This window comes from Luteibacter sp. (genome assembly GCF_035539195.1).
Classification (GTDB): Bacteria; Pseudomonadota; Gammaproteobacteria; order Xanthomonadales; family Rhodanobacteraceae; genus Luteibacter.
This window is the reverse complement of record NZ_DATLIW010000005.1, coordinates 1-24,432: the sequence shown is the minus strand read 5'-3', so window position 1 is coordinate 24,432 and position 24,432 is coordinate 1. Positions and strand designations below refer to the sequence as shown.

Below are 24,432 nucleotides of genomic sequence, written 5' to 3'. Positions count from 1 at the left end.
AGGCTGTCGGTATGACCGGATCTTTTCAGCGAACCAGTTGGCGAATCCCGAGCGCGACGATCATCGCGCCGCAGACGCGATCCATCCACGCCTTGCCGCGTCGGTAACGCGCGGCCACGCTCGGTGTCGCGAACACGAGGGCAACGACGCCATACCAGGCCGCGGCGACGACCGCTACCGTGGCGAGCATGCCGACGAAAGTGGGGCCCGAGACGTGCTTCGGCGCGGCAGCGGCGAAGACGGCCGCATAGAAGGCCATCGACTTCGGGTTGGCGATGTTGGTCGCGACGCCGGTGCGGAAAGCCTCTCCCAGGCTGCGCCCTTCGCTGGACGTCCGTGCGGCGCTGGTGCTGCCGGCCTTGAAGATCAGGCGCCCGCCGAACCAGATCAGGTAGCTGGCGCCAATGACCTTCACGGCCAGGGCGATCCACGGGAAGGTCGCGAAGACGATGCCGATACCCAGGATGGAACAGCTTGCCCAGAACAGATTGACCACGACTACGCCACCGACCAGGGCCAGCGCCTCGCGCGTTGTCGTCGAGGCGGCCTTATGAGCGACGGCCACGAAGTTGGGGCCCGGCAGCACGACGCCGACGACATACACGGAAAGAACGGTGGTGATGGCGGTCCAATCGATCATGACAACGAGGCCGGAAGACTGACGCCCAACCGTAGCACGTTTGGGAAAACGTTACAGCTTACGGACGTCCAGAAGTCCGAAGTGCTTTTTGGACGAAAGCCGCGCGTTGGACAAAAAAACGGCGAAGCCACCGGCATCACGCTTTCAACCACCGTCAACCAGCCGTCATCTGTAAGTAAACGTCGATACATGCGCAACCGCGACTCTCCCTGGTTTTACACCTCCAGGGGATCGACCCGATGACGTTCGCACGTGCTTCGCTTCGTCGCACCGCCCTCGCCACCGCGCTTGCACTTTCGTTGCATGCCGGTTTCGTCCACGCTGCCGACAACGACAGCGACAAGGCAGCCCCGGCGGCCGACACCGCCGCGACCACCAAGGACGCGAAACAGCTGGACGCCGTGTCGGTGATCGCGCCGGGTGAAACACGACAGATCCAGAGCATCGGGGTCGAGGAGATCACGAAGCAGCAGACGCCGGGTACCAGCGCGTTGAAAGCACTCGATAAACTGCCGGGCGTGCAGTTCCAGTCGGCCGATCCCTGGGGCGCTTACGAGTGGTCGACGCAGATCACCCTGCACGGCTTCGACCAGTCCCGCCTGGGCTTTACGCTTGACGGGATTCCGCTCGGCACGATGGGCTACGGCGTGACCGACGGCCTCCAGGTCACGCGCGCCATTACCACCGAGAATCTCGCGACCGTGGAACTCGCCCAGGGCGCTGGCGCGCTGGGTACCGCATCGAACACGAACCTTGGCGGTACCGTGCAGTTCTATTCGGCCGATCCGGACATGACCCCGGGTGTGCGCCTGAACCAGGTGATCGGCTCGGACTCGACCCACCGGACCTTTGCGCGAGTCGATTCGGGCGATTACCACGGCTTTTCCATGTACGTATCGTTCGCCAACGCCGACACGGACAAGTGGAAGGGCTTCGGCGACCAGAAATCCAACCAGGCGAATCTGAAGGCCTTGTACCAGTGGGGCGACGGCAATCGCATCAGCCTGTTTGTCGACAGCAGCAAGCGCAAGGAATACGACTACATGGATTTGTCCCTGACCAGCCAGCGCGCGCTGGGCTGGGATTGGGACTACCTGCAGCCGGACTGGAACTCGGCGGTGCAGATTGCCAACGCATTGAACGGCAAGGGACAGTATCCGGCGTCGCTCAACGGGTTGCCCGCCAACTACGACAAGGGCGATGCGACGTATTACGCCGGCGGTGGCATTCGCCGCGACACGCTGACCGGCCTGTCGGGTTCGTTCAACCTCGGCGGCGCCACGCTCGACACGACGGGGTACTACCACGCCGACCGCGGCGAGGGTCAGTGGGCCACCCCGTACCAGGCATCCTCGCCGACCGTGCCCATCTCGATGCGCACCACCGACTACGGCCTGGATCGCTACGGCATCACCTCGGCGCTCAAGTTCAGCGTGGGCAACAACGATATCGAGGTCGGCGTCTGGGGCGAGGAGTCGAACACGAACCAGGAGCGCAATTACTTCAGGCTCAATGGTCAGTACACGGGGCTGTATACGGTCTACAACGACCAGGATCCGTTCCTGCGCGCGTTCCTCCAGCACTATGAAACGAAGACGCGCATGGGCTACGCCGAGGACACGATCCACCTGCTCGATGACCGGTTGACGATCAACTTCGGCGCCAAGTCGCTGCGCGTGACCACCGACGCCACCTCGCTCGTGCCGACCACCGCATTCGCGCAGGGACAGATGCGTGCGAAGAAGGGCTTCCTGCCGCAGGCCGGTGTGGACTACAAGCTCGACGCCAACCAGGACATCTACGCGTCCTATGCAAAGAACATCTCCGCCTTCGGCATCACGCCATTCAGCACGTCGCAGGCGGCGTTCGATGCGGCGAAAGAGCACCTGAAGCCGGAAGAGTCGCAGACCTGGCAGACGGGCTATCGTGCCCACGGCGACACCTTCGAGGCGTCGCTGGGCCTGTTCTACACCCGTTTCGCTAACCGCCTGCTGGCGACGACGCCGTGTCCGGCCGTGGTCACCTGCGCCGCGTCGCTGAACAACGTGGGCGACGTGAAGAGCCGTGGTGCGGACGTGGCTTTCCTGTGGAAGCCGGTGCAAGGGCTGAGCTGGCTCAACTCGTTCTCGTACAACAACTCCAAGTACCAGGACGACTACCAGAACTCGGGCACCGTCCACACGGCTGGCAAGTACGTGGTGGGTGTGCCGAAGACGATGTTCTCCAGTTCGGTGAGCTACGAGATCGCCGGCTGGCGCGCGAACATCGAAGGCAAGTACACCGGTCGCCGATACATCACCTATACCGACGACTCGTCCGTGCCCTCGTATTGGGTCGTCGACGCCGGCCTTGCCTACGACATCGGCAATTTGTCGGTGCTGAAGGAAATGAGCATCGGTATCAACGTGACCAACCTGTTCGACAAGCGTTACTTTGCCTCGACCGGGACCAACGGCTACGTCGCCTCCGACCCGGACGGGTACAACCAGACCCTGATGGCCGGCGCGCCTCGCCAGTACTTCGTGAACCTCAACGCGAAGTTCTGATCGCCGTGCCAAGGACGGCACCGACGGCGCCCTTCGGACCGATCGCAAGGGCATCGTGCACGCGGCCGCAACGACGCTGCAACAATGGCTCGCCAAGATGACAAGCCCGCTGGGGCCGTCCAACAGGGGGACGGCCTGGTTGCGGGTGCGTGCGCCACGGAACCACCCCCATGTCCCAGCTAGTCACCGCCGCGTTTCCCCGACGCACGGCTATTGCTATCGCCCTCGGCGTGATCGCTCTCGCGGTCGTCGTCGGGGTGCTCGCCTTCGGCGGCCGCCAGGCTGCCACCTCCACGGACGCCTCGGGCGCCGTCAGTACCGACGCGGGCCGGTCGTCCGGCGAATCCCCGGAAATCGGGATCCTGCTCGGGCTCGCCCGCGATGCCACGAAGGAAGGGCGTCTGGTCGCGCCCCAGGGCAACAACGCCTACGAGTACTACCTCAGCGTAAGCCAGCTCGACCCGAAGAACGCGACCGCACAGGACGCCTTGCGCGAAACGTTGCCGTTCGCGTCGCAGGAAATCGAACGACAGATCAACCGTCGCGAACTCGAGGAAGCGCGTCGTGAGATCGCGTTGCTGCGCGATTACGATCCGACCAATTACACGCTGATCATCCTGGGCGCCAAACTCGATGCCCAGCAGCAGGTCGTCACCGCCGAAGACGAGGCGAAGGCTGACGCGATACGTCGGCGAAACGGCTAGCCGGATTCAGGAGACGGCGGGTTTTGCCCGGTCATAGTTTGCTGGCACGTCAGAGAACGCTGGCGTGCAGCATCGACCTAATCTTAGGCAAGGAGCCTCAAATGAAAAACACCACCCGCCTGTTCGCCCTCGTCGCGCTTGCTATCGCCCCGCTGGCGGCCGTCCACGCCGAGTCGGCACCGGTCGACCTCGCCTGCGCCGTCCTCGATCCAGCCGCGTTCGCCGATTACGTCGGAAATCACCATCCGACACTGGTCGAGCTGCAGGGCCACATCAATTGCCTGAAGATCGTGATGCCGGGCGAAACGGCGACGGCCGAGTATCGCAGCGACAACAGCCGCTTCTTCGCCGAGATGGATACGTTCGGCCGCATTACCGGCGGCCGCTTCCGCTAAGGGACCAGGCGGTCGCGGCCCGGGCCGTGACCGCCTTCCCCTGGCGCCGGATGGGCGGATGCGACGGCGTTCATGGTCCGGACGACCATGCCGCGCGATAATCGGCACTCCCCCAGGCAAGGAGCCTCGCCATGCATCGTCTCGCCATCCTGTTCTTCACGGCCGTGCTCGGCGCCGCCGCCCTGGTAGCTTGCCAGACCGCGCCGGCCACCCAGCCGAAGCCCGTGGCCGGCTTCGTCACCGATATGAAGGCCTTCGACGCCTTCATCGCCACCAAGCCCACCCCCGCGCAGTTCCACGCTACCTATCCGGACGTCATGCTGGTCACCCCGGACATGATGACCACCCGGGAAATGCGCCAGAACAACAGCCGCTACTTCCCGAAGCTGGATGCGGACGGCCGTATCGTCGGTGGCTCGTTCATGTAATGCCTGCGGCGGACATGGCGCGGTGGATCTAGAATCGCGCCATGTCTATCTCGATCAGGCCCTTCAAGGGTATCCATCCGCGCCTCGGCGCACGTGTTTATGTCGACCCCGCGGCCACCGTCATCGGTGACGTCGAATTGGGCGACGACGCTTCGATCTGGCCCGGCGCGGTTGCCCGAGGCGATGTGCACCACATTCGCATCGGCGCTCGCAGCAACCTGCAGGACGGCGCGATCATCCACGTGACCCACGATGGGCCGTACACGCCCGGCGGGTTCCCGACGATCATTGGCGAGGACGTGACCATCGGCCACGGCGCCGTGATCCATGCCTGCACCATCGAGGACGGTTGCCTCATCGGGATGCATGCCACCGTGCTGGATGGCGCCGTCGTCCGAAAGAATGGCTTCGTCGGCGCGGGTGCCGTGGTTCCGCCGGGCAAGATCGTCGGCGAGCGCGAGCTATGGCTGGGCAATCCCGCGAAGATGGTCAGGGTGCTCAGCGAGGCGCAGGTGGCGCAGCTGTACTACTCGGCAGCCAACTATGTGCGCCTGAAAAACGACTACCTGGCTTGATTTGCCCGGGCCGGAGCACCACGCTGGACGCCTGACAGGAGATCCCCGATGGACAGCACCACCAACCCGCTTCTGGATACCAACGGCCTGCCGAATTTCCCGGCGATCCGTCCGGAGCATATCGAGCCCGCCATCGACAGCCTTATCGCCGAGCAGCGCGCCGCGATCGAGCGGATCGCGGCCGCCGACGCCGTGCGCGACTTCGACCACGTGATGCTGGCGCAGGAACGCCTCGATCAGGTCCTCTCCCGGGCCTGGTCGCCGGTCAGCCACCTGCACTCGGTCGCCGACTCCGAAGCCCTGCGAAAGGCCCACGGCGCGGCCGAAGAAAAGCTTACCGATCATGGTATTGAAGTCGGTCAGAACCGCGATCTCTATGCCGCTGTCCAGGCGGTGGCGGATCGCGGGGACTTCGCCAGCCTGCCCGTCGCGGCCCGCGCCGCCGTCGAGCATGCCCTGCGCGATTTTCGCCTCTCGGGCGTCGCGCTCGAAGAGCCGGCCCGCAGCCGCTTCCGCGAGATCGGCGTGGAGCTTTCCCGGTTGACCACCGAATTCTCGAACGCGGTGCTCGACGCCAGCGAAGCCTGGCGCAAGCACATCACGGACGAGCGCGACCTTGCGGGCATCCCCGCGTCGGGCCGTGCCGTGCTGCGTGAGTACGCCCGTGAGGAAAAGCTCGACGGCTTCCTGGTCACCCTGAAACAGCCAAGCGTGCAGGCCGTGCTGACCTACGCGGAAAACCGCGATCTGCGTGAAGCCGTCTACTACGCCTACCAGACGCGTGCCTCGGACCAGGGCCCGGACAAGGGCAAGTTCGACAACTCCGAGCGCATCGAGAAGATCGTGGCCCTGCGCCACGAGGCCGCTCGATTGCTCGGCTACGCCAACGCCGCCGAGGAATCGCTGGCGACCAAGATGGCCACCTCGCCGGAGGTCCTCGCCTTCCTTCGCGACCTGGCCGCCCGCGCCAGGCCGGTGGCGAAGAAGGAGCTGGAAGAACTGCGTCGCTTCGCTTCCGAAGAGCTCAAGCTCGACAACCTCGAGCCCTGGGATGTCGGTTTCGCCTCCGAGCGCCTGCGCCAGCAGCGCTACGCCCTGGACGAAGAACAGATCAAACCGTACTTTCCGGCCTCCGGCGCCATCGACGGCCTGTTCGCCGTGGTCGAGCGACTTTACGGCGTGCGCTTCGCGCCCCGCGACAATGTCGCCACTTGGCACAAGGACGTCCGCTACTACGACGTGATGAATGCCGACGGCACGATCTTCGCCGGCGCCTATCTGGACCTCTATGCCCGTTCGGGCAAGCGCGGTGGTGCCTGGATGGACGTGTGCGAGTCGCGTTTCCGCGACGGCGACCACCTGCAACTGCCGATCGCCTTCCTGACCTGCAACTTCCCGCCACCGACGGACGGCGCGCCTGCCCTGCTCACGCACGACGACGTGCTCACCCTCTTCCACGAATTCGGCCACGGACTGCATCACATGCTGACCGAGGTCGATATTCCGTCGGTCGGCGGCATCGAAGGTGTGGAATGGGACGCGGTGGAACTGCCCAGCCAGTTCATGGAGAACTTTGCCTGGGACCGCGAGGCGCTTCGCCTGTTCGCCAGGCACTACCAGACCGGCGAGCCGTTGCCCGACGACCTCTACCAGCGGATGCTCGATGCCCGGCATTTCCACGCCGGGCTGTTCCTCGTTCGCCAGCTCGAGTTCGCCTTGTTCGATTTCCGGCTGCACCTCGAGTACGACCCGGCGACGGGGGCCCGTCCGCTCGACGTGCTCGAGCAGGTACGCCATGAAGTGGCCGTCATGCATCCGCCGGCGTGGCAGCGCTTCCCGCACGCCTTCACCCACATTTTCGCGGGCGGGTACTCGGCCGGTTACTACAGCTATCTGTGGGCCGAGGTGCTTTCGGCGGACGCTTTCGAGCCGTTCGAGGAAGCGGGCGTACTGGACCGCGCCACCGGCCAGCGCTTCCGTGAGGAGATTCTCGCCGTGGGCGCCACCCGCCCGGCGCTGGCCTCGTTCAAGGCTTTCCGTGGCCGTGAGCCGCGGCCGGATGCCCTGCTCAAGAGCTACGGCCTGGCGGTCTGAGGCAACAGCCGCGCGGGTCGCCGCGCGGCTGTTCCTTTACAATGGCGCCATGAAGATCGCGTCGTGGAACGTCAATTCGCTGAAGGTTCGTCTGCCCCATCTCCAGCAGTGGCTGGGCGAGGCGCAGCCGGACATCATCGCGCTGCAGGAAACCAAGCTCACCGACGACAAGTTCCCCGCGGACGAAATCGCCGCCATGGGCTATCGCGCGGTGTTCTCCGGCCAGAAGACCTACAACGGCGTGGCGATCCTCGCGCGCGACGAAATCACCGAGGTCGTCACCGATATCGAAGGCCTGGACGACCCGCAGCGCCGCATCCTGGCCGCTACCGTCGGCGATATCCGCGTCGTGAACCTCTACGTGGTGAACGGCAAGGCGCTGGGCGACGAGAAGTACACATACAAGCTGCACTGGCTGGCGAGGGTCCGCGACTTCCTTCAGTCGCAGATCGCGATCCATCCCAAACTGGTGGTTCTGGGCGATTTCAACATCTGCCGCGACGACCGCGACGTGTACGACCCGGTGGCATGGGGCGAGGACATCTTCTGTTCGCCGCCGGAGCGCGCCGCGCTGCAGGCGCTGCTGGATGTCGGCCTCCATGACAGTTTCCGCCTTTTCAACGAGGAAGCCGGCCTATTCAGTTGGTGGGACTATCGCCAGGCCGCATTCCGCCGCAACATGGGCCTCCGGATCGACCTCATCTTGATCAGCGATGCGCTCAAATCGTCGGTAACCTCGTCGATCATCGACAAGGCCCCGCGCAAGTGGGAGCAACCGTCCGACCACGCGCCCGTCGCGCTGGAGCTGATGCTTTGAACACACCCAAGTCCGAATGGCCCAGTTCGCTGGACGACGCCGAACTCGAAGTGCTCGACACCTACCTGCGCGTGCATGGTGGCGATGGCGACCTGATGCTCGACGGGCTGCACGGCCTGCTCTCTGCGATCGCCGTGGGGCCGCTCGAAGTGAAGCCCGAAGAATGGCTGCACGAGATCCTGCATGACGCCTTCGAGGACGAGGACGAGGGCAACCAGCTGCTCGCCTTGTTGGCCAAGCTCAACGACTCCATCAGCGCCGAGCTCGATGTCGACGCCTACGAGCCGATCCTCGGCGAGATCGACACCGAGGACGGCCCCATGCTCTCCGCCGCCGGCTGGTGCGAAGGCTTCAGCCGCGGCATCGACATGCGCGCCCAGTTGTGGGAGAACCGCCTGGCCGAAGACCCGAACCTGATGCAGCTGCTCGGCCCGATCATGGCCCTGGCGGTCGACGAAGGCGTGCTCCAGGCCGACGCCGAGTTCGAGAAACTCACCGACGAGGAATACGACGAGTGCCTGGGCCAGCTGCCCGACGTACTCAATGCCGTCGGCGAGTACTGGCGCCAGAACGCCCCGACCGAGGAAGAGCTGGCCGCGATGACCCGCCCGCGCGTCGATGGCGAAGACGGCCCGCCGCGCCAGCGCTCCGGCCACTGGGTACATTAAGCAAGACCTGCCGACCCCTGTAGCCCCGTGCGAGAGCCATGTGGGAGCCATGTGGGAGCCGCTTCAGCGGCGAAAAGCCAACGGAGCGGTAACGCGGTAACCCCGCGGCAACCCCATCGCCGCTGAAGCGGCTCCCACAGGACAGATCGTTCACCGGACGCGTCTTGGCCCCGTCGCCGATTGGCGTCATCTTTGGCGGCATCGGCAACCGGAGAACCGTCATGACCCAACGAAGCATCGTCCGCCGCGTCCGCGGCATGGATACCGCCGACGGCGCCGGCGTGAAACTCAAGCGCGTGATCGGCCAGCCCGCCCTCGACATGCTGGACCCGTTCCTGCTGCTCGACGAATTCCGCTCGGACCAGGCGGACGATTACATCGAAGGCTTCCCCGAGCATCCGCATCGCGGCTTCGAAACCGTGACCTACATGCTCGCCGGTCGCATGCAGCACGGCGACAACCACGGCAACCGGGGCGACCTCGGTCCGGGCAGCGTGCAGTGGATGACGGCGGGCCGCGGCATCCTGCATTCGGAGATGCCGCAGCAGGAAGAAGGCCTGATGTGGGGCTTTCAGCTGTGGGTCAACCTGCCGGCCACGGACAAGATGGTCGAACCGCGTTACCAGGACATCCCGCCGGGCGATATCCCGGTGGTGCATCCGGTCGAGGGCGTCACCGTGCGCGTGATTGCCGGTGAGCTGGCGGGGGCGAAGGGCCCGGTGTCCGCCGTGGCGACCGAGCCGGTCTACCTCGATATCTCGCTGGATGCCGGCGCGCGTTTCGACCTCACCCTGCCCGAAGGGCACAGCGCCTTTGCCTATGTCTTCGACGGCATCTCGGCCGTGGTGGCTGGCGAGTCGCTGGCACGCAGCGAGCTCGCCGTGCTTTCCAAGGGCGATACGGTGAGCTTCGCGGCCGAAGGCGCTTCCCGCATCCTGCTCGTCGCCGGTCGACCGCTCGCCGAACCTGTCGCGCGATACGGCCCGTTCGTGATGAACACGCCGGCGCAGATTCATGAGGCGATTGCCGACTTTCGGGCCGGCAAGTTCTAAAGGCCGATGAGGATCCATCGCCGCTGAAGCGGCTCCCACAAGAAGACGTCCCGCACCGGCCCGGGGCGCGCGACCGCTCTGTGTGGGAGCCGATTCATCGGGTGTGAGGGCCGATTCATCGGTTGTGGGAGCCGATTCGTCGCTTGTGGGAGCCGATTCGTCGGCTGTGGGAGCCGATTCATCGGCGATCCCGCGGCAGCGGCCCGCGCTGAAACTGAACAGCCCCGCGAAGTTCCCCACCGTGTTTAAGTCCGGGACGGGGAAGGGTCTTTAGCATCGGCGCATCCGCATTCGCGAGGATTTCATTGCCCATGCGCATTCTGCTCACGGTCATCCCTATTACGGCAGCGCTCATCATCGCGGCGTGCTCGCCATCGCAGCCTTCTGTGCCAACGGCTGCGCCCACGGCGGAAGCCTCGACGACGACAACGCCGGCGCCCGGCAAGAGCGCGCCGGCCAATCCTGCCCTCGGCTCACCCGAATGGGTGGCATGGGTCGACAAGACGCTCGCCATCAGCGACGACGGCCATGGCCCCCAGCCGGATACTCCCGCCTGGGAGCAGGCGGTCAACACCAAGCTGGGCCAGGAGGCGCCGCAGGCGAAGCCAGGCACGGCGGAGTGGCAGCAGGCGGTGGATGCGCTGTTGCGGACTCGCGTGGCGACGCACTGAGGCAGTGGGCTTCGCCGGCCGACATTAGAGGCCGGCTTTGAACGTCGTGGTGTTCGCCGGAACCTTCAGTTCGCCCGAGGGTAGCGAGAGCACGAGGCCGCCGGGCGGGTGGATCGACTGGGTGAGGGTCAGGGTGACTTGCCCGCCCTTCGCCACCAGGGTGTAGCCCAGGCGCCCATACGGCGTGCGCAAGTCGCAGACGGCGATACCCTTCCCCTCCAGCCACGCGGGCTGCACGCCGGCTGCGAGGACCATGCTGCCGTCGGCTTCGCGGGCGTAGGCGAACAGGTCGAGCGCCGAGCGAACGAAGTCCGAGGCAATCCATGCGTGCGGCATGTCGCCGACGAAGCGCGGCTTGCGGGCGTCGTGGCCGACGACTTCGGCCCACTGGTTCCACGCCGCCGGACGACGGTCGGCGAAGAAAAAGGCGATCAGATCGCCGACGCGGTCCCGCCAGCCGAGCCGGACGAAGGTGGCGATCGTGCGTACCTCGTAAGGCGTGTAATCCTCCCAGGCCGCCTTGCCGTCGCGCCGCGCGACGAAGCCCTGCCAGTATCTCTCGAAGGTGCGGTCGACCAGCGCCCTCGGCAGACGCGCCTGCTCGCCACCGGGAGACAACGCAATCGTGGTCGAGGTGGCGTCGAAGTCGCCAAGCTCGGCCGACCCCGGAATGAAGTCGATACCGTGCGCTTTCACGGCTGCTTCGATGGACGCGTGAAGATCGCCGCGAAACGCGTCGCGCGAGGCCGAATAGGCGACGACGTCCTCGCCATGTCCCAGCGCCGACGCAAGTTCTACCGCATCGTCGTAACCCTTGAGCGCCCAGAAATCGTCCCAGTACGAATGCATCGGCTTGGTCGAATAGCCCTCGTGACTGATCGACGCCGGCATCAGCCCATAGAGCGGACGATCCGCGCCTTGCAGCCGCGCTGGATGGCGCTCGCTGGCGCGCAATGCGTCCATGTAAGCCACCGCCTTCTCGACATGGGGCCACAGCGCATCCACTGTCGCGCGATCGTGCGTGTATCGCCACAGCTCCGCCACGCTGAAGATCAGCTCGCCGTGGCTGTCGTTCTCGGGCACCGGATCGGAGCCGCGCGCGTCGACGCAGCAGGGCACCTTGCCGTTGGAGAACTGGTGCGGCGCATACCAGCGAATGAACGCCGAGGCGACGTCCTCGTGGCCAGTGCGAAGCAGCCCTTCGAGCATCATCGCGCCATCGCGCACCCAGGTGCGGGAGTAGGATCGCGTACCGGGCTGTAGCGCCGGCCCATCGCGCGAGATGAGGATATGCGCGATGCCGCTTTTCATCGTGTCGACGATGGGCTGCGCCGACGCCGGCACCGTGATGTCGACGCGATCCAGTTTGTCGCGCCACTCGGCGGCGACGGTATCCGCATGCGAAGCAAGCCAGGCAGCGGTATCCGCCGGCACATCGACGACATCGTTCTGTTTCACCGGCACGACCACGCCGAGATCCACATGACCATGCGCCGGCACGTGCACGTCGTAGAGCAAGGCACCCTGTGCGAAGCCGCCGTCGTCGTGCAACGTCTTGGTCACCGGCCGCTCGCCGATGTCCAGGCGTTCGGTCAAGGTCTTCGGCAGGTTCGCGCTCGCGACGAACGCAGTCGTCGCCTGCAGGGGAATGAGCTTGTGCGCTCCATTCACCGTCAACACGTGACCGTCCCATGCCAGGTCGCGAATCGGGCTGGTACCTCCTGGCGCGTTGAGGAACTGCGTGGGCGGATTGACCTGGAACGGGCGCGCCGCGAGGGCCAGCGTGACGTCGCGGGCGTCGTCGCCGTCGTTGGTAACCCGGTAGCTCAGCACCAGTTGCGATGCGCCAGGACGCCCCTGGGCGAATGCGGTCGTGTCCAGGCGGAGCCCCTTGGCGATCCACTGCACCGAAGGCATCGGTAGATACCGCTCGCGCAGCGACTGCGTGGTCGCGACATCCGCCCAGGTGATCAGCCTGCCGCCTTCGATCAGGAAGGGTTCGATCGAAAACCCGCCGCGCGCGATCTCGACGGCGCCATCTTCGGAGATCAAGGCCGAATCGGGACTGCCACCGTCGACGCCGACGATCGTCCAATAGGATTGCTCGCCGGAGAAACCGCGCGGATAGAGCCCGAGACGCTCTTGCTTCGCGCGCGATTCGAACACGGCGTTGGGTGTGGGCGGTGGCGCGGCCACCGCGCCGGGCTTGCGTGGGGTGAGACGCAGATTGTCGAAGCAGACCTCGCCCCGGTTGGCCGCCTGCGCCGGCTGCGCCTCGGCGTAGACGACGAACTCGATATCGCGCGTGTGACGCAGCGTGCGGTCCTTGACCGGTCCCCACGCGAACTCCACCTGACGGCTCGTCGCCTCGACAGGTTTCCACGCGTCGCCCGGCACGAAGTGCGGCTGCTGGAACCACCAGACGTTGTCGCCGCTGTCGTCGATCAGCTTCAGCTGCAAGGTGTTCGGCGGCATGCTGCCCCGTACGTCGAAACTCAGCGCGAAACCATCCGGGAAATCGATGGGCAGCATCCTGCGGATCGACGCGGCACCGGACACACCATGGAAATCGTACGTGAGGCACAGCGCCTGTCTATCCCGGCCCGGCGCGACGCGAAGCGCTGCCGAGACGTCGTCCGTATGCGTCGCCGACCAGCCAGTCGTCGCGTCGAAACTATCGAGCATGCGCGTCTGCCCAGCCGCGAACGCAGGTACGGCGAGGAGGCAAGCCGCCACGGCAGGCACGAGTGAAGCGAAACGCGACATACGGTTTATCCCTTGACGCTGCCCATCAACAGGCCTTCGAGGTAGTAGCGCTGCAGGGCGAGGAAGAGCACGAGCACCGGCAGGATGGTGACCACCGAGCCGGCCATCATCAGTTCGCTGTCCTGCACGTGCTCGCGCGAGAGCGAGGCCAGGGCGATCGGCAGCGTGTAGTGCTCCTGCCCGGTCAACGCGATCAGCGGCCACATGAAGTCGTTCCATGCGGCGAGGAAGGTGAAGATCGCCAGCGTGACCATGATCGGCTTCAGCAGCGGCATCACGATGGTGGCGAAGATGCGGAACTCGCCCGCGCCGTCGATGCGCGCGGCTTCCATCAGGTCGTCCGGAATGCCGCTGGCGTACTGGCGAACAAGGAAGATGCCGAAGATGGTTGCCAGTGCCGGCACGATCACCGCGCCATAGGTATTCACCAGACCCATGTACTTCAGCAGCAGGAACAGCGGCAGCATGGCCACCTGCGCCGGAATCACCAGGGCACCGAGCAGCATCTGGAAGATCCGCTGGCGGCCCTTGAACTCGAGCTTGGCAAACGCATAGCCGGCCATCAGGTTGAAGGCCAGCGAGACCACCGTGATCGCCGTGGAAATGAGCAGGCTGTTGACGAGGTAGCGACCCATGCCGGCGTTGAGGAAAAGCTGGCGGTAGTTGGCGAGCGTAGGATGCGTCGGCAACACCGGCGGCGGCAGTGCGCTGGCCTCACCCTGCGGCATGAAGGACACGGAGAGCATGTAGAGAAGCGGCGCGATGGCGATCGCCGCCGCACCGATCAGCAAGCCGTTGATAAGGGCCTTGGCCAGACGCGGACTCATGCCTTTTCTCCCTGCCGCGACAGGCGCAGCATCGTCGCGGTAACCGCGAACATGATGACAAAAAGGATGAAGGCCACGGCCGATGCCGAGCCGAGGTTCCACCACTTGAAGCCTTCTTCGTACATCAGGTAAAGCACGGACGTGGTGCTCTGCAGCGGGCCGCCCTCGGTCATCACGTAGGGTTCGGCGAACAACTGGAAGTAACCCGACACGGTGAGGATGCTCACCATCACCATGGTCGGCTTGAGCATCGGCAGGGTGATATGGCGGAACTGCGCGAAGGCCGAGGCGCCGTCGATGCGCGCGGCTTCGTAGAGGTCGCCCGGAATCGCCTGCAGGCCAGCCATGAAGATGATCATGTTGTAGCCGAAGTTCTTCCATACCGCGAACAGGATGATCGTCGGCATCGCCCAGTGCGGATCGCCCAGCCAGTCCACCGTGGGTGCGCCGATCGAAGTGAGCACGTAGTTGATCAGGCCGTACTTGGTGTTGAACAGGTAGCGCCAGATCACCGCGACGGCGACCACGGTGGTCACTACGGGCGCGAACAGCGCCGTGCGGAAGAAGGGCTTGAAGCGCGCCAGGGGCGAATTGAGCAGCATCGCCGTGCCGAGCGAGGCGATCAGCGACAAAGGCACGCCGACCACCACGAAATACACGGTATGGCCAAGCGCCGACCAGAACAGCGGCCGCTGCAACAGCTGCCAGTAGTTCTGTAGCGCGACGAAGCGCAGGTTGCGTATATCGGCCAGCGCGTAGAGATCGTAATCGGTGACCGATAGGATCAGCGCCGCGATCACCGGCAGCAGGAAGAACAGACCGAGGACGATCAGCGCTGGCGTGATGAACAGCCAGGCGGCGCGGGAGGTATTCATGGCGATGCCTTGTGGCCGTGGTCGAGCATCCAGCGACGTTTCTCCAGCAGGCGGTCGGCGCGGCGATCGATTTCCGCCGCGGCTTCGTCGATGGTGAGGTCGCCGTGCGCGGCCTGCGCAGCGACCAGCTGCATTTCGGTGACGATGCGCTCCCACTCGGCCACCGGTGGCGTGGGCTTCACGCGTTCGAGCTGCTCGCGGAAGGCGGTAGCCTTGTCGTCGTCGCGCAGCGCGGGAGCCTCCCACGAGGAGCGGCGCGGCGGCATGTCGCCGAGGATCTCGTAGAAGCGCGCCTGAATCGCCGGGCGCGAGAGGTACTCGATCAATGCCCAGGCGTCGTCCTTGTGCTTCGACGCGCGGAAGATGACCAGGCTGGAGCCGCCGGCGTTGGAGGCGCCGGGGCCGTTCGGCCCGGGCAGCGGCGTCGTGGCCCAGTCGCCCTGCTGTTCGGGCGGCAGGCGCTTGCGGAACTCGCCGATGTTCCACGGCCCCGACAGGTAGAACGTGTAGAACCCCTGGCCAAACGCCGCCCACGGGTTGCCCACGCCGACATTGGTCATCATCGGCGCTTGCTGGTTCTTGAACAGCGACACGTAGAAAGCGAGGGCCTTCTTGAAGCCGGCACTGCGGAAGTTGCCGTAACGGCCGTCGTCGCGAAGCAGCGGTTCGTCCTGCTGCAGAGACAGCGCGAGCAGCTGCTCGAACTCGTTGGTCGGCAGCAACACGCCATAGGTCTTGCCGGGTGGCTGCGATAGCTTCGCCATCATCGCCTGCCATTCGGGCCAGTCGCGCGGCGGATGGTCGTAACCGACCCTGGCAAGGAGGTCCTTGCGATAGAACAGCAGGCGCGTATCGACGTACCAGGGCACGCCATAGAGTTTGCCGTCGATGACGTTGGTGGACCAGATGGCTGGGAAGTAATCGTTGCGATCGACCACCCTGGACGAGGCGACCAGGGCGTCCAGCGGTTCGATCGCATCCAGCGCGACCAGCTCCGGCACCCAGGTGTTGCCCAACTGGGTGATATCCGGCGTGGAATCGCCCGCATACGCGGTCAGCAGCTTCTGGTGCGCCGCCGTCAGCGGCAGTTGCTGCACCGATACATGCAGGCCCGGATGCTCGCGTTCGAACGCCGGCAGCAGCTTCTCCACCGCCTCGCCTTCGCGACCGATCGTCCAGAACTGCAGGGTCCGCGTGCCCTCGTCCTGCCTGGCACAACTGGCCAGTGCGGCGCCGGCACATGCCAGCGCCGCGACCATCCGGATGACGCGGGTGGCGCGACTCACCACAGGTTGGCGGCCGTGTCGGCATCCAGCCAGCCACCGGTGAAGCCGGCGCGCTGCAGACCCTTGCGGATATAGGGATTCTTCTTCATCACCGACCAGACGAAGTCGCTGCGGTAGTTCTCGATCATCAACACGATGGGACCCTGGTCGATACCCAGGTGCACGGTATCGGCCCAACCGAAGCCCGGGACCAGCTTGCCCGTACGCAGTTCGGTCTTGGTATCGAACGTCATGTTGAAGGCGTCGACGAAACCGTACTTCGTATAGATGTACTGGCCGTACTTCTTCTTCATTTCCTCGAGCGCGGGGATCACGATCTCCGGGGCGAAGGCGATCGAACCGCCGGCGGCGGTCGGCACGATGGTGCCGTCGTCGGAGATGTAATCCAGGCCCGCACCGCGCGCCGTGTAGCCGGCGAAAGTGCGCTCCTTGTCGCCCTGCTTGACGATCAGGCCGCCGGGGCCATTGCTCGCGGTAAGGCCCCACACGTTCTTGCCATAGCCCTTCCAGCCACCGGGGTTGGCCACCGCATACGCCTGCTGCGAGTACGCGGCGCGACGGCTGTTCTCGAAGTAATCCATGTTGTGGTCACGACCCCAGGCATCGCGGATGCCGCGGAAGTCGACCCAGGTATGACTGTACTGGTGGCCGAACAGCGGCGCGAAGTTGAGGAAAGTCTGCCCGTGGAATTCGCCCCAGGTCTTGTCGTAGGTGGCCGTCCACGCGTGCCATGCATCCTCGTTCACCGGATGCGTCGGCGAGCCCAGGGCCAGGATGTAGACCAGCATGCCTTCGTTGTAGCCGGCCCAGTCGTGCGGAATCATCTTGCCGCCGGGCGTCCAGCCCATGCTGATGAGCGGGCCGTGGTTCTGCGCCCAGGTCCACTCCACGCGACGGTAGATGTCGTCGGCGAGCTGGCGGATCTGCGCTTCCTGCGGGTCGTCGTGATCGTAGTAGCTCTGGGCGAACAGGATGCCGCCCAGCAGCAGGGTGGTGTCGACCGTCGAGACCTCGGTCCAGCGCGCTTCACGTGCACCGGTCTGCATGTTCAGGAAGTGATAGAAGAAGCCCTTGTAGCCGGTGGCACCGTCTTCGGCGTCGTTCTGCGGGGCATCGTGGAAGAAGCGGAGGGTGGCCAGTGTCCGTTCCACGGCCTGGTCGCGCGTGATGTAGCCGCGCTCCACACCCACGCCGTACGCCGTCAGGCCGAAGCCGACCGAAGCGATCGAGGCAAAGGACGGGCTCGGGTAATGGTCGGGAATGAGGCCATTGGTCGGGTTGCCGCTGTCCCAGAACCATTGGAACGTACGCTTCTCCAGTTCCACCACCATCGGCGGTACGGCATGGAGATCCTTGAGCGCGGCGGCCGAGACGTGTTTCGTCTTCGCGGGTTCTTTCTGCGCGAGGGCCAGGGGAGCAGTGCTGGCGAGCATGACACCGAGTGCTAGTGAGAAACGCTTGATCGTACTGGCTTTCATGGCACACATTCCTTGAGACTATTCAGGGCCGGCGCGTCGGATGCGGGGACATCGCCGGCGCGTAAACGTTTACGTCAAGAGGTCGGAGAAAGGCCCCGAAGGGCCTTGGTCGAGCAGGAACCATACGATCCAGGCAGGTCCCTGGCAATCACCTGTCGCATCACGTCACCACCGTCGGCGCCCTGCATTCGCGCTCGATGAACTGCTGGTGCGTCGGCATCAGGTCGACGTTCTTCGAGATGACGTCGCGAATGCTGTCTAGGAACTTCGGCAGGTCGGCGTCCGGCATCTGGTCCACCAGGGGGTTATAGCTCGTCGGCATGATGCCCTGGCCGATCATCACCTGGACCCAGCTGACGGAGGCGAACATCTCATCAGCATTGCGAAAGAAGCGTCCGCTGTGGCGGAACAGGTCGACATTGCTCTTGAGCGAATCGGGAATCGACATGGTCCGGCAGTAGTTCCAGAACGGTGTGTCGTCGCGACTCGTGGCGTTGTAGTGAAGGATGAGGAAGTCGCGGATGCGCTCGGACTCGAATCGCGTCCGGTCGTTGAAACGATCGACCAGGACCGGGTCCATGACGTCATCGCTGGGGAACAGCTCAAGCAGCTTGGAGATACCGGCCTGGATCATGTGGATGCTGGTCGACTCCAGCGGCTCCATGAAGCCACTGGCCAAACCAAGCGCCACGACGTTCTTGTTCCACGTCTTCTTGCGCATGCCGGTGACGAAACGCAGCGGGCGCGGATCGCCCAGCGCCTTTCCATCCAGATTGGCCATGAGCTTCGCGGCCGCTTCGTCCTCGCTGATGAACTGACTCGAGTAAACGTAGCCATTGCCGGTGCGATGCTGCAGCGGAATGCGCCATTGCCAGCCAGCCTCGCGCGCCGTGGAGCGCGTATACGGCGTCGGCGCCTCAACACGTGCGCAGGGCACGGCAAGCGCGCGATCGCACGGAAGCCAGCGGCTCCAGTCTTCGTAACCGGACTGCAACGCACCTTCGATGAGCAGACCGCGGAAGCCGGAGCAGTCGATGAAGAGATCGCCCTCGATACGCTCGCCGTTCTCCAGTACGACCGCGGCGACATGGCCCGTCTCCGCATGCAGGTCGACGTTTCGCACCTTGCCCTCGGTGCGGCGCACACCGCGTGCTTCGCTGTACTCGCGCAGGTAGCGCGCATAGAGCGAGGCGTCGAAGTGGTACGCGTAGCCGATCGTGGACAACGGCGACCCGGCCGGAACGTCCGTGGGCGCGGGCATGAACTTGCCCCGTGTCGCTGCTACCGTATTCACCGAATAGTCGTGCAGGTCGGCGTCCGAGTGCAGGCCAGCGAGCCTGGCCTTAAGCCAGTAGTGATGGAACGGCGTCAAACCGATGTCATGGCCGATCACGCCGAACCCGTGAATGTAGGAGTCACCCAGCTTGCCCCAGTCGCGAAACTGGATGCCGAGCTTGAACGTGCCCTGCGTGCGCGAAACGAAGTCGGCTTCGTTCAGCCCGAGCAGGTTGTTGAACAACTTGATATGCGGGACGGTGGCCTCGCCGACCCCGACGGTTCCGATCTCCTCGGACTCCACCAGTCGCACGGTCACCTGCTTGTTCAGTACGCGGATCAGCGCCGCCGCAGCCATCCAGCCGGCCGTACCGCCACCCACGACGACGATGTTGGTGATGCCGTTGGCCATCGTTATCCACGCATGCCAGGAAAAGAAAGACGCCCGCGGGGAGACACACGGGCGCAAAGTAAAAGCGCATCCGGCAAAGCCGTCCGGATGCGCCGGTGGCGCGGTTTAGAACTTGAAGCCTGCAGTGAATCGGGCGGTACGCGGAACGAACGAGATGTTGCCGGTCTTGTTGTAGACCACCGGGTTCGAGAAGTTCGCCACGCCGTTCGAACCGAAGTTAGTGGTGTAGTCGACCAGGTTCTTCCAGTTGAACACGTTGAGGACGTCGAAGCGGAGGTAGAACTTGGTCTGGTCGTTCTCGCTGATTACGAAGTCCTTCGTCGCCTGGATATCGATGTCGCGATAGCCCCAGATCTTGCCGCCGACCAGGAACTTCGAGCCCGGCGGTGTGGCGGCGACAGGGCGAGCGCTCTCGCCGTAGTTGTAGAGCACGCCACCGCCGACACCCACGACGCCGTTGAACGGCAGCGGCGTGGCGATGGTCATCTTGGCCGAGAGCGTGATACCCCACGGCGCATCGACCGAGCCTGTCGCGACGAAGCGATGCTTCGCGACGGAGTTCGAGTTGATGAACGGGTAGTTGCCGATGGTCGCCTCGTCGAACGAATAATGTTCGTTGATGTCGCGGTTCTGCTTGGCGCGGCTATACGTATAAGCGAAGTTGGCGCTCCAACCCGATTCGTGCGTGTAAGGCTTGTCGGCCGACAGCAGCAGCTGCGTGGTACGTGTACGGATGCCGTTGTTGCCGATGATCATGCTGCCGAAGCCCGGGATGCCATTGCCCCAGGGCTGGGAACCGTTCTGGAAGAAGTCGCCATTCGGGTAGCGGTTGCCCAGCGTAAAGGCGAACCCGTCGTAGGAAAGCACGCGGCTCACGGTCACGTCGGTCTGCCAGTCGCCCAGCTTGTTCGACATGCCGAGGCTGTACTGATCGGAGTACGGGGCCTTCAAGTTGTTGTTCAACATGTCGACTTCCTGGCCCTTGTTCGTGCCGGCGACGAGCGCCTGCAGGTTCTGGAGACCATTGAAGTAAGACGGGTCGAAGTTGACGCAGTTGGTGTTCGAACCGACAGTGCAGGGACGACCGGGAATGTTGAACAGGATCTCCTGGTACGGCAGGGCGGACTTGGTCTGCTCCAGCTGCAGGTAGTCGTACAGGTTGCGGTCGTACGAGCGGCCGTAACCACCGTGGATCACGTGCTCCTCGTCGGCGAACAGGTCATACGAGAAGCCGACGCGCGGCTGCCATTCGTTCTGCGCCTTGCGATTGTGGCCGTTGCTGATGTAGTCCTGGTAATTGATCCCGCCCTTCGCTAGCGTCTGCGCGTAGGTCTGGCCGGGGAACTGGGCCTGCGCGTTCGTATCGAGCGAATTGAAACCGTCGATCACATTCTGCGGGGTGACCCAGTCCAGGTACGACGGCGTCTTTTCCTTATCCCAGCGCACGCCGAGGTTCAGGGTCAGGTGATCGTTCACCGCCCAGTCGTCCTGGATGTACGCGCCGTATTGCTTGCTCGTGGTCTCCGAGACCGGGTTGAGGCCTGGCACCGGATTGGCGAACTGCGCCTTGTACGGAAGCGGCTCGGTGCCGTCCGGACCGACGTTGTAGAAGAACTGCGGGTTGGTGGCCTGGGCGTCCTGCGCATGCAGGGTCACTTCCTTGTACTTGTAGCCCGTCTTGATGGTGTGGTCGCCGTACCAGGACAGATCGTTGAAGGTGAAGTCGTCCGAGATCATCGGGCCTTCCTGACCCTTGATCTGCGTGGCGAGCGCCGACGCCGACCCGACGTTGACGATGGCCGCGTCGTTGGCCGGGCGCCAGGTGTAGGTGTAGCCATTACCGTAATTGATCGGCAGCGGGTCGTTCGACGAGTTCTCGTAACTGGCCTTGAACTCGTTGTAGAACCAGTCACCGCTGTGCTGCCAGCGGAAGGTCCCGCGCGTGTCATGGTTCTGGATCTCGACGCTCGCCGATTGGGCGACACCCTTGGTGATGCCATCGGACTGGTTTTCGCGACGCACCTGGGTGCTGATCTCGATGCGGTCGCGGTCGGTCAGCTCCCAGTCGATCTTGCCGAAGTACAACTTTTCGTTGAACGGCAGGTTCGCCGGTCCGAGCTGCGAGCCAACACCAGCGGGCAGCAGCGATGCCACGTTAGCTGGCGAGTTGTCGCCCGGGCTGACCGTGGTCGGCGTATCGAACTTCTTCTCTTCGTATGTGACAAAGAAGTGCATCTGGTCCTTGATGATCGGACCGCCGAGCGCGAAGCCGTATTCCTTCTCGAAGGAGCGGGCCTTGACGCCATCTTCCTCGGCAGCGGTGCGGCTGCGGTATTTGTCCGAGGTGTAGGTGTCGAACACTTCACCGTGGAATTCGTTCGTGCCGGACTTCGTTTCGGCCGTGACCACCGCCGACGAGACCTGATCGTACTCGGCCTTGTAGTTGCTGGTGATGACCTTGTACTCGCCGATGGCCAGCTGCGGGAACGGGTTGCCCTGACTGGAGGTCTGGCCGGACACGCCGCCGGATTTGACGTAGCCCTTCTGGCCGACGCCGTCGATGAAGACGTTGACGGCGCTGGCGTTCTGGCCACCGGCCTTGAGCGAGGTATGACCCTGCGCGTCGACATTGAAGACCATGCCCGGCACGGTATCGGCGAACTCGAGGAAGTTACGCGACACCTGCGGAATCGTCTGGATCTGGCGCAGCGAAATCGTGCCGCCGACTTCCGGCGTCTTCACTTCGGTCAGCGTCGTCGCATTCACCGTCATGCCTTCCATCGCCGTGGCGTTGGCGGGCTTCGCGGTGACGTCGCCCGGGCCGGCCGCGGCAGCGGCGAGGTTCAGCGTGGCGGTCGAGGCGACCGTCAGCGTCACCGTCTGCTCGGTGCCCGGACCGGCGTCGACCTTGTACGAGGCCGGCGGCAGACCGTTGATGATGTAGGTGCCGTCGGCGCCGGCCTTGGCGTGGCGCGTCAGGCCGGTCTGCGGATTGAACGCGGTGACGTCGGCGCCCGGTGCGGCTTTGCCGCGCAGGTTCGCACTCGCGGACTGCGCGAAGGCGGACGGCGTGACCACGGCGGCGGCGACCGTCGCGGTAATAACGCTGGCGAGCAGCTTCTTCTTCAGATGCATCGAGGCTTTCATTTTTCCCCTCTCCCAAAAGGTTCTGTGTGTGCTGTTCCGGCCCGGCGGGGCGCAAGACACGGCGGTCGACGTTTTGGTGTCGGCCACTCTTCGAAGAGCGTTCTGCCCCCCGTGTATCGCGCCCGTCCCGCATTTGCGGACCGGAAGATCGATCGAAGTCCTGTGTTTGACGCCGTCCCTGAGATTCCAGCCACGGCCCGGCAAGCCGTGTATTCCGACGGGCGTCAGGCCCGTCGTCTTACCGTGTCGCTCCCGCCGCAAGAGGCGCGAACGACGATTTCGGTGCTGACGACATGCGGCTCGGGAGCGGCGTCATCGGGTGCTTCGATCATGGCGGCAAGGCGCTGGAGAGCGGCCTCGCCCAGTTCGGCGATGCGGATGCGCACCGTCGTTAGCGGCGGCGACACATAGCGCGCCATCGGAATGTCGTCGAAACCGACCACGGCGATATCGTCGGGCGTGCGCAGCTTCGCTTCGGCGAGGGCGGACAGGCAGCCGATGGCCATCATGTCGTTGGCGGCGAAGATCGCGTCGGGACGCGGCACCATCGCGAGGGCCTGCTTGCCGGCGTGGTAGCCGGATTCCTCGGTGAAATCGCCTTGCAGGATCGCGGCGCGTTCGCCGAGACCGGCGGCGGCAAGCGCGTCGCGATAACCGCGGATACGCTCCTGCACGTCGTGGTTCACTTCCGGACCGGCGATGAAGACGATGCGCTTGCGACCGAGGCCGAGCAGATGCTCGGTCATGGCGCGGGCACCGCCGAAGTCATCGACGTCCAGCGAGGCATGTCGTTCCGAGCGCACGTGGCTGTTGATCAGCACGGTCGGCAGGACGACGGGCAGGTTCTCGTCCAGGAAGGCTTCGTCCGCATGCGGCGACATCACCAGCAGGCCATCCACGCGACCCTGCATGGCGCGCAGGGCGATGGCCGCCTCGGTGGCGTCGCCATGGGAGCTGGAAACCAGCAGGTAGAGGCCACGGGTGCGGGCGGCCAGGTCGATACCGCGAATCAGCTCGGAGAAGAACGAACCATGCAGGTCGGGCAGCAGGGCCCCGATGGTCTGGGTGCGGCGGGTAATCAGGCTGCGCGCAGCATTGTGCGGAACGTAACGGAGGCGGGTCGCAACTTCCCGGATCCGCTTCTGGGTTTCCGCGGTCACGCCGCCGTGGCCGTTCAGGGCGCGCGACACCGAGGCCACGGAAACGTTGGCCATTCTCGCGACGTCTTTGATGGTCACACTCACGCGTTTCTCGCCCTTTCCCCCGCCCCGGAGGGCTGATGGCGCGGAACGTAAACGTTTTCATAGGAGCTTGTAAAGCGTTCGAAAACAAAGGCTTGTTGCGGTGCAGTAGTAAATCGGCCGTTACGTGATACCACTCGACCACCCTTGTTAAAATACTGTGTATTGTCAGCGGCTTGAGTGGTACGTAAACGTTTGCGGCGACGCAGCAGCCGCCGTGACGGGAAATTCACGGAGATAAATGGATGTCGCGTTCAGTAACGGGCGTTACATGCGAAATCGCAACTTCCTGCGCTTGGCGGCCAGGAGGGCCCCTGTTTCGGAAGGCAGTGTGTGGAAGCCGATTCATCGGCGATCCCGCGGCAGCGGGCCCGGTCGCCGCCAGCGCTCATCGCGAATAGAACTTTTCTGAAAAATTCGACTTTCTGCACTGGGATGACAGACAGCGGCACTTCGCCTACCTAGACTCCGCGCCCTCACCTACCCGATGGATGGATGTATGCGAAGGATTGCGCCTGGGGCGTTGTATGCGCTT

General features: G+C 64.5%; 19 protein-coding genes. 10 read left to right on the top strand and 9 right to left on the bottom strand.

Annotation, left to right across the window (positions count from 1 at the left end; translation table 11 throughout):
- Positions 1-25: 25 nt before the first annotated feature.
- Positions 26-640 (bottom strand): LysE family translocator, encoded by a 615-nt coding sequence (locus tag VM621_RS00970; protein WP_325467123.1) that lies wholly within the window; start codon positions 638-640, stop codon positions 26-28.
- Between the two features lie 239 nt (positions 641-879).
- Between VM621_RS00970 and VM621_RS00965 the strand changes: the two genes are divergently transcribed.
- From VM621_RS00965 to VM621_RS00920, 10 genes are all read left to right on the top strand, one after another.
- Positions 880-3,186, top strand: coding sequence for a TonB-dependent receptor (locus tag VM621_RS00965; protein ID WP_325467122.1), 2,307 nt, complete (start codon positions 880-882; stop codon positions 3,184-3,186).
- A 170-nt stretch (positions 3,187-3,356) separates the two neighbouring features.
- Positions 3,357-3,890 carry an energy transducer TonB gene (locus VM621_RS00960; RefSeq protein ID WP_325467121.1) on the top strand — a complete coding sequence of 178 codons (534 nt, stop codon included), beginning with the start codon at positions 3,357-3,359 and terminating at the stop codon, positions 3,888-3,890.
- 101 nt (positions 3,891-3,991) lie between these two features.
- Positions 3,992-4,285 carry a hypothetical protein gene (locus tag VM621_RS00955; RefSeq protein ID WP_325467120.1) on the top strand — a complete coding sequence of 98 codons (294 nt, stop codon included), beginning with the start codon at positions 3,992-3,994 and terminating at the stop codon, positions 4,283-4,285.
- Between the two features lie 131 nt (positions 4,286-4,416).
- Entirely contained in the window at positions 4,417-4,713 is a 297-nt protein-coding gene (locus VM621_RS00950; RefSeq protein WP_325467119.1) for a hypothetical protein, read from the top strand.
- A gap of 41 nt (positions 4,714-4,754) precedes the next feature.
- Positions 4,755-5,288, top strand: a complete 534-nt coding sequence (locus VM621_RS00945; protein ID WP_325467118.1) for a gamma carbonic anhydrase family protein — start codon at positions 4,755-4,757, stop codon at positions 5,286-5,288.
- A 48-nt stretch (positions 5,289-5,336) separates the two neighbouring features.
- Positions 5,337-7,382: a M3 family metallopeptidase gene (locus tag VM621_RS00940; RefSeq protein WP_325467117.1), complete on the top strand. Its 2,046-nt coding sequence runs from the start codon at positions 5,337-5,339 to the stop codon at positions 7,380-7,382.
- Positions 7,383-7,431: 49 nt separating this feature from the next.
- The gene (gene xth / locus VM621_RS00935) at positions 7,432-8,199 is read left to right on the top strand and encodes an exodeoxyribonuclease III (RefSeq protein ID WP_325467116.1); all 768 of its coding nucleotides are present in this window, start codon (positions 7,432-7,434) and stop codon (positions 8,197-8,199) included.
- Positions 8,196-8,867: a YecA family protein gene (locus VM621_RS00930; RefSeq protein WP_325467115.1), complete on the top strand. Its 672-nt coding sequence runs from the start codon at positions 8,196-8,198 to the stop codon at positions 8,865-8,867. Before xth ends, VM621_RS00930 begins: the two co-directional genes overlap by 4 nt.
- Before the next feature lie 221 nt (positions 8,868-9,088).
- Entirely contained in the window at positions 9,089-9,919 is an 831-nt protein-coding gene (locus VM621_RS00925; protein ID WP_325467114.1) for a pirin family protein, read from the top strand.
- Between the two features lie 311 nt (positions 9,920-10,230).
- Complete coding sequence (locus tag VM621_RS00920) at positions 10,231-10,590, top strand: hypothetical protein (RefSeq protein WP_325467113.1); 360 nt, start codon at positions 10,231-10,233, stop codon at positions 10,588-10,590.
- A gap of 24 nt (positions 10,591-10,614) precedes the next feature.
- Here VM621_RS00920 and VM621_RS00915 read toward each other — a convergent pair whose 3' ends face one another.
- The 8 genes from VM621_RS00915 to VM621_RS00880 form a co-directional block, all read right to left on the bottom strand.
- Positions 10,615-13,356, bottom strand: a complete 2,742-nt coding sequence (locus VM621_RS00915) for a discoidin domain-containing protein (RefSeq protein ID WP_325467112.1) — start codon at positions 13,354-13,356, stop codon at positions 10,615-10,617.
- Positions 13,357-13,361: 5 nt separating this feature from the next.
- On the bottom strand, positions 13,362-14,183 hold the full coding sequence (locus tag VM621_RS00910) for a carbohydrate ABC transporter permease (RefSeq protein WP_325467111.1): 822 nt from the start codon (positions 14,181-14,183) through the stop codon (positions 13,362-13,364).
- The gene (locus VM621_RS00905) at positions 14,180-15,058 is read right to left on the bottom strand and encodes a sugar ABC transporter permease (protein ID WP_325467110.1); all 879 of its coding nucleotides are present in this window, start codon (positions 15,056-15,058) and stop codon (positions 14,180-14,182) included. The genes VM621_RS00910 and VM621_RS00905 overlap by 4 nt, the downstream gene beginning before the upstream one ends.
- Positions 15,055-16,317, bottom strand: a complete 1,263-nt coding sequence (locus VM621_RS00900; RefSeq protein WP_325467197.1) for a sugar ABC transporter substrate-binding protein — start codon at positions 16,315-16,317, stop codon at positions 15,055-15,057. Before VM621_RS00900 ends, VM621_RS00905 begins: the two co-directional genes overlap by 4 nt.
- 23 nt (positions 16,318-16,340) lie before the next feature.
- A complete protein-coding gene (locus tag VM621_RS00895; RefSeq protein ID WP_325467109.1) occupies positions 16,341-17,822 on the bottom strand; it encodes a glucoamylase family protein in 1,482 nt (493 codons plus the stop codon).
- Positions 17,823-17,982: 160 nt separating this feature from the next.
- The gene (locus VM621_RS00890; RefSeq protein ID WP_325467108.1) at positions 17,983-19,509 is read right to left on the bottom strand and encodes a tryptophan halogenase family protein; all 1,527 of its coding nucleotides are present in this window, start codon (positions 19,507-19,509) and stop codon (positions 17,983-17,985) included.
- 105 nt (positions 19,510-19,614) lie between these two features.
- Positions 19,615-22,656 (bottom strand): TonB-dependent receptor, encoded by a 3,042-nt coding sequence (locus tag VM621_RS00885; protein ID WP_325467107.1) that lies wholly within the window; start codon positions 22,654-22,656, stop codon positions 19,615-19,617.
- 224 nt (positions 22,657-22,880) lie between these two features.
- Positions 22,881-23,900 carry a LacI family DNA-binding transcriptional regulator gene (locus tag VM621_RS00880; protein ID WP_325467106.1) on the bottom strand — a complete coding sequence of 340 codons (1,020 nt, stop codon included), beginning with the start codon at positions 23,898-23,900 and terminating at the stop codon, positions 22,881-22,883.
- Positions 23,901-24,432: the final 532 nt, after the last annotated feature.

Excerpts from the sequence above, each read along its gene's own strand:
- VM621_RS00905 (WP_325467110.1), bottom strand. The coding sequence starts at position 15,058 with ATGAATACCTCCCGCGCCGCCTGGCTGTTCATCACGCCAGCGCTGATC.
- VM621_RS00910 (WP_325467111.1), bottom strand. The coding sequence starts at position 14,183 with ATGAGTCCGCGTCTGGCCAAGGCCCTTATCAACGGCTTGCTGATCGGT.
- VM621_RS00890 (WP_325467108.1), bottom strand. The coding sequence starts at position 19,509 with ATGGCCAACGGCATCACCAACATCGTCGTCGTGGGTGGCGGTACGGCC.
- VM621_RS00965 (WP_325467122.1), top strand. The coding sequence starts at position 880 with ATGACGTTCGCACGTGCTTCGCTTCGTCGCACCGCCCTCGCCACCGCG.
- VM621_RS00895 (WP_325467109.1), bottom strand. The coding sequence starts at position 17,822 with ATGAAAGCCAGTACGATCAAGCGTTTCTCACTAGCACTCGGTGTCATG.
- VM621_RS00900 (WP_325467197.1), bottom strand. The coding sequence starts at position 16,317 with ATGGTCGCGGCGCTGGCATGTGCCGGCGCCGCACTGGCCAGTTGTGCC.
- VM621_RS00920 (WP_325467113.1), top strand. The coding sequence starts at position 10,231 with ATGCGCATTCTGCTCACGGTCATCCCTATTACGGCAGCGCTCATCATC.
- VM621_RS00970 (WP_325467123.1), bottom strand. The coding sequence starts at position 640 with ATGATCGATTGGACCGCCATCACCACCGTTCTTTCCGTGTATGTCGTC.
- VM621_RS00945 (WP_325467118.1), top strand. The coding sequence starts at position 4,755 with ATGTCTATCTCGATCAGGCCCTTCAAGGGTATCCATCCGCGCCTCGGC.
- VM621_RS00960 (WP_325467121.1), top strand. The coding sequence starts at position 3,357 with ATGTCCCAGCTAGTCACCGCCGCGTTTCCCCGACGCACGGCTATTGCT.
- VM621_RS00950 (WP_325467119.1), top strand. The coding sequence starts at position 4,417 with ATGCATCGTCTCGCCATCCTGTTCTTCACGGCCGTGCTCGGCGCCGCC.
- VM621_RS00955 (WP_325467120.1), top strand. The coding sequence starts at position 3,992 with ATGAAAAACACCACCCGCCTGTTCGCCCTCGTCGCGCTTGCTATCGCC.
- VM621_RS00925 (WP_325467114.1), top strand. The coding sequence starts at position 9,089 with ATGACCCAACGAAGCATCGTCCGCCGCGTCCGCGGCATGGATACCGCC.
- VM621_RS00885 (WP_325467107.1), bottom strand. The coding sequence starts at position 22,656 with ATGAAAGCCTCGATGCATCTGAAGAAGAAGCTGCTCGCCAGCGTTATT.
- VM621_RS00940 (WP_325467117.1), top strand. The coding sequence starts at position 5,337 with ATGGACAGCACCACCAACCCGCTTCTGGATACCAACGGCCTGCCGAAT.
- xth (WP_325467116.1), top strand. The coding sequence starts at position 7,432 with ATGAAGATCGCGTCGTGGAACGTCAATTCGCTGAAGGTTCGTCTGCCC.
- VM621_RS00915 (WP_325467112.1), bottom strand. The coding sequence starts at position 13,356 with ATGTCGCGTTTCGCTTCACTCGTGCCTGCCGTGGCGGCTTGCCTCCTC.